The organism is Streptomyces sp. SPB074 (genome assembly GCF_000154905.1).
Lineage (GTDB): Bacteria > Actinomycetota > Actinomycetes > Streptomycetales > Streptomycetaceae > Streptomyces.
The window spans coordinates 1,766,023-1,772,354 of sequence record NZ_GG770539.1 but is presented as its reverse complement, the minus strand read 5'-3'; the positions used below and the strand labels follow the sequence as shown (position 1 = coordinate 1,772,354).

The 6,332-nt window shown below is 73.2% G+C and carries 7 protein-coding genes; 3 read left to right on the top strand and 4 right to left on the bottom strand.

Features of this window, described 5'->3' with window-relative positions; all coding sequences use genetic code 11:
- Positions 1-32 precede the first annotated feature (32 nt).
- The 3 genes from SSBG_RS06995 to SSBG_RS06985 form a co-directional block, all read right to left on the bottom strand.
- Positions 33-1,064, bottom strand: a complete 1,032-nt coding sequence (locus SSBG_RS06995) for a hypothetical protein (RefSeq protein WP_008745504.1) — start codon at positions 1,062-1,064, stop codon at positions 33-35.
- 475 nt (positions 1,065-1,539) lie between these two features.
- Entirely contained in the window at positions 1,540-1,923 is a 384-nt protein-coding gene (locus tag SSBG_RS06990; RefSeq protein WP_008745503.1) for a VOC family protein, read from the bottom strand.
- A 139-nt stretch (positions 1,924-2,062) separates the two neighbouring features.
- Positions 2,063-2,773 (bottom strand): N-acetylmuramoyl-L-alanine amidase, encoded by a 711-nt coding sequence (locus SSBG_RS06985; protein ID WP_008745502.1) that lies wholly within the window; start codon positions 2,771-2,773, stop codon positions 2,063-2,065.
- 194 nt (positions 2,774-2,967) lie between these two features.
- Between SSBG_RS06985 and mnmA the strand changes: the two genes are divergently transcribed.
- A complete protein-coding gene (gene mnmA / locus SSBG_RS06980) occupies positions 2,968-4,125 on the top strand; it encodes a tRNA 2-thiouridine(34) synthase MnmA (protein WP_008745500.1) in 1,158 nt (385 codons plus the stop codon).
- 90 nt (positions 4,126-4,215) lie between these two features.
- Here the strand turns inward: mnmA and SSBG_RS06975 are convergent, their stop codons facing one another.
- A complete protein-coding gene (locus SSBG_RS06975) occupies positions 4,216-4,542 on the bottom strand; it encodes a DUF427 domain-containing protein (RefSeq protein ID WP_008745499.1) in 327 nt (108 codons plus the stop codon).
- A gap of 206 nt (positions 4,543-4,748) precedes the next feature.
- Between SSBG_RS06975 and SSBG_RS06970 the strand changes: the two genes are divergently transcribed.
- Both SSBG_RS06970 and SSBG_RS06965 read left to right on the top strand, forming a co-directional pair.
- A complete protein-coding gene (locus SSBG_RS06970) occupies positions 4,749-5,291 on the top strand; it encodes a TIGR00730 family Rossman fold protein (RefSeq protein ID WP_008745498.1) in 543 nt (180 codons plus the stop codon).
- A 203-nt stretch (positions 5,292-5,494) separates the two neighbouring features.
- Positions 5,495-6,184 carry an SDR family oxidoreductase gene (locus tag SSBG_RS06965; RefSeq protein WP_008745497.1) on the top strand — a complete coding sequence of 230 codons (690 nt, stop codon included), beginning with the start codon at positions 5,495-5,497 and terminating at the stop codon, positions 6,182-6,184.
- The last annotated feature ends 148 nt before the right edge of the window (positions 6,185-6,332 follow it).

The window sequence follows — 6,332 nt, the reverse complement described above, 5'->3', positions numbered from 1 at the left end:
GCACGTACCGTCCCGCCCGTCCCTCCAGTGCCTCAGTAGTACCTGCGGTCGTCGCGGTCGTAGGACCGATCGTCGTACCGGTCGTAGGACCTGCCGAAAAGCGGCTCACTGGGCTGGCTCAGCAGGTAGTCGTCCTCCGCGGGGGCGTCGTACCGGCTGCCGCGAGGCCGGTCGTCCCAGTCGGAGACGCGCGCCCTGCTCTTGCCGCGCCTGCTGGGGCGCTCTTCTTCGTAGTCGAGTTCGACGAGACGTGTCCGGCTCTTGTCGCGCCTGCTCGGGCCGGGCTCGTCGTAGTCGCGGGCCCTGCTCTTGCCCCGCCTGCCCCGGCGTTCCTCGTCCTCGACGAAGGGGCTCCGGCTCCGGCCACGGCCTCCTTCTTCGTCCAGGTCGAGGTCGTAGTCGCGCTTGTAGGGCGTCCTGGCCAGCCTCTTGAGTGCCCTGCGCTGAGAGCTGCTCTTCTCGCGCGGTGCGTCGAAGAAGTCGGTCAGCTCCTCGCCGTCGGCCGGCCCGCGCGACCGCGTGGGGTACTCGTCGAACCGCGAGCCGCCGTACTCGTCACGCAGTACCTTCACCTTGTCCTCAAAGGGAAGCTCCTCGCGATCCCGTAGCTCGCCACGCATGAGATCGAGCCGCGCCTGCTCGCCGGGACGAAGCGAACGGGTGTGGCGCCGTGTGCCGTCGCGTTCGTAGATCGGCGTGCGCGGATTGGCCTTGAGCGCACGCCTGAAGCTGGCGTCCGCGGCCTTCCCCTGGCGCGTCCCGCTCATCGCGTGGAAGGACGGTTCCATACCGTATTCGAGCTGGTTGATCTCCAGGGACCCGTACGGGTTGTCGTCGAGCAGGTACTCCTCCTGCCGGTCGCGGTAGTCCCTGCTGTTCATGCCCGTGGAACCGCGCTTGCCGCTGCTGCCGGTGCCGCGGTGTTCGCGGTGGGCAGCCAGCGTCTCGTAGTACGCGAAGGTCTCGCCCTCGTGCCGGACGTTCCGCCCGCGAGGGACCGGGGCATGGCGCGCAGTGGACGCGTACCCGTGCGCGTGCTCGACCTGGAAGTGGTTGCCGCCCATGTCGGTGTCGAAGGCCTGCTCCAGGTACTTCCGCTCTTGGCGCGCTTCCCGTACGTCCCCTCCGGGTGCTCGTCGCCCCGCACGCGCTGGACGGGCGTGGCCGCGACGCGCTGCACGGCCGGGGCGTCCGACTGCCCGGACAGCGCCCGGACGGCGGCGGCGTTGCCCGCCGCCCGCTGCAGACCGAGTATCGACCCGGGCGCGGCCGGGAGGTCCGCGGCGGCCGACCCGCCCCGCCCCTGCCGCGAAGGCCGCCGCAACGGCGTTCGCCCCGCTGCCTGTTGTTCTTCGTGTGCGTGCAAGGCGATCGGCTCCTCTGCGCCTTCGTGAGTGCGTCCTCCAGCATGACTCCCCGGCCCGCGTGCGGGCCAGAGCCTCCGGAGCAGCCGCCCCTGCCTGTGGGGGCAGCCTTCGCGAGTACGCCCGCCGCGCGCGGCCCCGCCACGTGCCCCGCGCGAGTCATCCGTCCCGCGCCTCACCCGTGCTCGCGGACCAGGCAGAACACGTGGCCCGCCGGGTCCGCGTACACGCGCCAGCCCACAATGCCCGCCGCCGTCGGCAGGCGGCGGGCACCCGCGGCGACGGCGACGCGCTCCGCCGCGTCGAGGTCCCGCACGCCCAGGTCCAGGTGGCTCTGGACCGGGACACCGGGAGCGGGCCAGGTGGGGGCCCGGAAGCCGGGATCGCGCTGGAAGGAGAGGACCGCGCCGCCCGGGAGGTGCAGCGTCGCGAAATCCTCGCCGAGCGCCCAGCGGGGATCGGGCCTGTCGACCTCACCGCCGAGGAGCCTCGCGTAGAACAGGGCGAGGGCGCGCGGCTCGGGGCAGTTGAGCACCTGGGTCTGCAAGGACGCGATCATGCGGGGGAGGCTAACGGGCCCCCGCGAGGGGCGGCGGAACACGGGCCCGCGCGACGGCGGGCGGGGCGGGTGCTGGTGGGGGTAGCGAGTGGGAGTGGCGGGAGCAGACGCGGTCCGCCCGCCGCCGGCCCCCTGCCCCTCAGACCCTCCGCGCCGCCGCCTTCGTCCCCTCCACCTCCGTGCGTGCCTGCCGCACCATGCGCATGTACGTGTCCCAGGGCCAGTCCCGGCCCGGGTCGGTGTGGTCCGCGCCGGGGACCTCGACGTGGCCGATGACGTGCTCGCGGTCGGGCGGGAAGCCGTACCGCGCGCAGATCGACGCGGTCAGGCGCGCCGAGGCGCGCAGCATCGCCTCCGTGAAGTCCTGCGGCCGGTCGATCCAGCCCTCGTGCTCGATGCCGACACTGCGCTCGTTGAAGCTCCTGTTGCCCGCGTGGTACGCGACGTCCAGCTCGCGGATCGTCTGCGCGATGTGACCGTCCTTGCGCACCACGTAGTGCGCCGCAGCGCCGTGCGCCGGGTCCTTGAAGACCTTGAGCGCCACCGGATAGCTGCCCTGCACGACATGGATCACGACGCGGTCCACGCCGTAGTCGCCCGGCCGGTCCGCGCGCCGCCAGTTCGCCTCCGAGGCCGCGACCCACTCCGCGCCCGGCTGGTCCACGGCCCCCTCGACGCGCGGGCGCTCGACCCCGGGCGTACGCCACCACAGGTGCCGCAGCTCGCCGCGCGCCAGCACCCCCGCCCCCACGCCCGCCGCCGCACCGCCGACGAGCAGCGCACGCCTGCCGAGCCGCCCGCCGCCGTCCGGCAGGCGGGGCCCGTGTCCGCGACCCGACGTACCCTCCATGCCGCCCTCAACGGTCACGGGCGGGCCCGTGTTCCCGCACGTCCCACGCGCCCGGGGAGCCACCGCGCGCCGGAACGCGGAAGGCGGACGGGGAGCGGGGCGCGCCGGGGCGCGCCGGGGCGGGCCGTGGTCGGCAGGGGCGGGGGAAAACCCGGGGGAGGCACGCCCCGCGGGACACGTACTCTGGGAGGGCTATGACTGAGACTTCCCCGCGCCCTCTGCGTCCGCTCAAGGTGCTCGCCGCGATGTCCGGCGGCGTCGACTCCGCCGTCGCCGCCGCCCGCGCCGCCGAGGCGGGGCACGACGTGACCGGAGTGCACCTCGCGCTCTCCGCCAACCCGCAGTCCTTCCGCACCGGCGCCCGCGGCTGCTGCACCATCGAGGACTCGCGCGACGCCCGCCGCGCCGCCGACGTCATCGGCATCCCCTTCTACGTCTGGGACCTCGCCGAACGCTTCCGCGAGGACGTCGTGGACGACTTCGTCGCCGAGTACGAGGCCGGGCGCACGCCCAACCCCTGCCTGCGCTGCAACGAGAAGATCAAGTTCGCCGCCCTTCTCGACAAGGCGCTCGCCCTCGGCTTCGACGCCGTGTGCACCGGCCACTACGCGCGCGTCCTCATCCGCCCCGACGGCAGCCGCGAACTGCACCGTGCGAGCGACATGGCCAAGGACCAGTCGTACGTGCTCGGCGTCCTCGACGACCGCCAGCTCGCGCACGCCATGTTCCCGCTCGGTGACACCGAGACGACGAAGGATGAGATCCGCGCCGAGGCCGAACGGCGCGGCCTCGCCGTCGCCAAGAAGCCCGACAGCCACGACATCTGCTTCATCGCCGACGGCGACACCCAGGGCTTCCTCGCCTCCCGCCTCGGCACCGCCGAGGGCGACATCGTGGACGAGGACGGTACGCGCCTCGGCACGCACCAGGGCGCCTACGGCTTCACCATCGGCCAGCGCAAGGGCCTGCGCATCGGCCACCCGGCCGCCGACGGCAAGCCTCGCTACGTGCTCGACATCTCGCCGGTCGACAACACGGTCACCGTGGGCCCGCGCGCCTCGCTCGACGTCGCCTCGCTCACCGCCGTACGCCCCCGCTGGTGCGGCACCGCGCCGCTCACCGCCGGCCGCTACACCGCGCAGCTCCGCGCGCACGGCGGCGAGAGCGACGTACGCGCGGAGCTGGCGGGCGGGGAACTGCGGGTCGAGTTCGACGCGCCCGTACGCGGCGTGGCGCCCGGACAGGCCGTCGTGCTCTACGACGGAACCCGCGTCGTGGGCTCGGCGACCATCGCGACGACGCGGAAGCCGGAGCCGGCGGGCGCGACGACGGCGGACCCGGCGGTCGCCTGAGCCACGGCGGCGGGACGGGGCGGTAAGCGGCGGCCGGGGCATGGCTCCCCGGCGGAGCGTGCCGTGGGAGCGCCCGGGCCCCGCCGCCGCTCAGCCGGCCAGGACCTCCGTCTCGTAGAAGCAGTAGTGCCCCTTGATGTCCGCGACCTCGGCCTTGGGCTCCTCGTAGGCCCAGACGAAGTCCGGGGAGCCGGGCAGGGACCAGTACGAGGCGTCGCCCTTGAACGGGCAGTGCGTCGACGTGTCCGAGGGAACGAGCAGCGCGGTGCGCACATCCTCCGGCGGGAGGTAGTACCGCACGGGGCAGCCGGTCTCGCGCAGGACGAGCGGGCGGTGGCTCTCGGCGAGAAGCTCGCCGTCGTGCACGACGCGCACGTGCTCCGTGCCCTGCTCGACCGTGATCGTGTGTTTTGCCATGGCGGAGTCCTTTCGCTGTGACGGCCCCCGGGCGCTCGGCACGGGCGGCCCTTCCTCCGTTCAGCTTCCCCGCCCCGGCGTCTTGTTCCCCGCGCGGCGGGCGGCTTGTCGCGGGCGGGCGTGGTGAGGGCCTTGTTCGGGCGAGGGCCTTGTTCGGGCGAGGGCCTTGTTCGGCAGGGCATGGCGCGGGCCGTACGGTGGCGCTCATGAACATCTGCGTCCTCCTGTCCGCCGCCGACCTCGACGAGCGCTACACCCGCCCCGCCCGCCTCTTCGCCGAACTCCTCGGCCGCAGGGGCCACACCCTCGTATGGGGCGGCTCCGACACGGGGCTCATGAAGGTCGTCGCCGACGGCGTGGCGGAGAGCGGGGGCGAACTGCTCGGCGTCTCCGTCGAATTCCTCGCCCACAAGGCCCGCAAGGGCCTCGACACGATGCTCGTCACGAAGGACCTCGCCGAGCGCAAGGCGGAACTCCTCGGGCGCTCCGACGCGATCGTGGTCCTCGTCGGCGGCACCGGCACCCTCGACGAGGTCACCGAGGTCCTGGAGATGAAGAAGCACCGGATGCACAGCAAGCCCGTCGTCATCCTCAACATTGAGGGCTTCTACGACGGCCTGCGCCGCCAGTTCGAGCGAATGCAGGCGGAAGGCTTCCTCCCGATCCCGGTCAACGAGCTCATGTACTTCACGGACGACCCGGAGACGGCACTCGACTACCTGGAACGGGTGACGACGACGGCGGAGTGAGGCGGGGCGGGGATGCAGGGGGGAGCCGGGAGGCGGGGCGGTAGCGGGCGGGCGCGGTTCGTTCCGGCTGCGGGGCCGGTGCGGCGTCGTTCCGGCGCCGGATGGGCGGGCGCGAATTCGCTCTGATGCTGGTTGGTCGGCTGCGGCTTCGCGGCTCGATGGGCGGCCGGGTGGGCGTGGCGGGGCGGTGGGATCATGGCCGTATGAGTACGTACGTGATCACCGGGGCCGGCTCCGGAATCGGGGCCGCAGTGGCCCGCCGCCTCCACGCGCGGGGCGACGACCTCGTCCTCCTCGCCCGCGACGCGGGCCGCGCGAAGGAACTCGCCGCCGGCCTCCCCGGCGCCCGCACCCTCGTCGGCGATCTCGCCGAACCGGACCGCCTCTCCTGGGCCTTCTCGCACCAGGCCCTGCCCGAGCGGGTCGACGCGCTCCTCCACGTCGCGGGCGTCGTGGACCTCGGCACCGTCGGAGAGCTGTCCCTCAAGTCCTGGCGCCAGCAGATCGACGTCAACCTCCTCGCCCCCGCCGAGCTGACGCGCCTCTTCCTGCCGCAGCTTCGCACCGCACGCGGTCAGGTCCTCTTCGTCAACTCGGGCGCCGGGCTCTCCGCGAGCCCGCAGTGGGCCGCCTACGCCGCCTCCAAGCACGGCCTCAAGGCCCTCGCCGACTCCCTGCGCGCCGAGGAGAAGGCGAACGGCGTCCGCGTCACGACCGTTTACCCGGGCCGTACCACTTCGCCCATGCAGGCGAAGGTGCACCAGCAGGAGGGCAAGGAGTACGACGCCACCGCGTGGATCGACCCCGAGTCCGTCGCCACGACCATCCTGACGGCGCTGGACCTGCCGAGGGACGCGGTCGTGACGGACCTGATGGTGCGACCGGGCGGCTGACAACCGGCTCGCCGGGACCACCGGGGCGAGGGCGCATAGGGGCCATGGCGGGCGATAACCGTACGGAACCGGTTCGCGTGGCGAGTTAATCGTACGGAACCGGTTCGCGTGCGGAAGTAATCGTACGGAACCGGTTCGCAGGTGGGCG

Coding starts and splice junctions, on each gene's coding strand:
- SSBG_RS06995 (WP_008745504.1), bottom strand. CDS start 1,064: ATGGGCGGCAACCACTTCCAGGTCGAGCACGCGCACGGGTACGCGTCC.
- SSBG_RS06990 (WP_008745503.1), bottom strand. CDS start 1,923: ATGATCGCGTCCTTGCAGACCCAGGTGCTCAACTGCCCCGAGCCGCGC.
- SSBG_RS06985 (WP_008745502.1), bottom strand. CDS start 2,773: ATGGAGGGTACGTCGGGTCGCGGACACGGGCCCCGCCTGCCGGACGGC.
- mnmA (WP_008745500.1), top strand. CDS start 2,968: ATGACTGAGACTTCCCCGCGCCCTCTGCGTCCGCTCAAGGTGCTCGCC.
- SSBG_RS06975 (WP_008745499.1), bottom strand. CDS start 4,542: ATGGCAAAACACACGATCACGGTCGAGCAGGGCACGGAGCACGTGCGC.
- SSBG_RS06970 (WP_008745498.1), top strand. CDS start 4,749: ATGAACATCTGCGTCCTCCTGTCCGCCGCCGACCTCGACGAGCGCTAC.
- SSBG_RS06965 (WP_008745497.1), top strand. CDS start 5,495: ATGAGTACGTACGTGATCACCGGGGCCGGCTCCGGAATCGGGGCCGCA.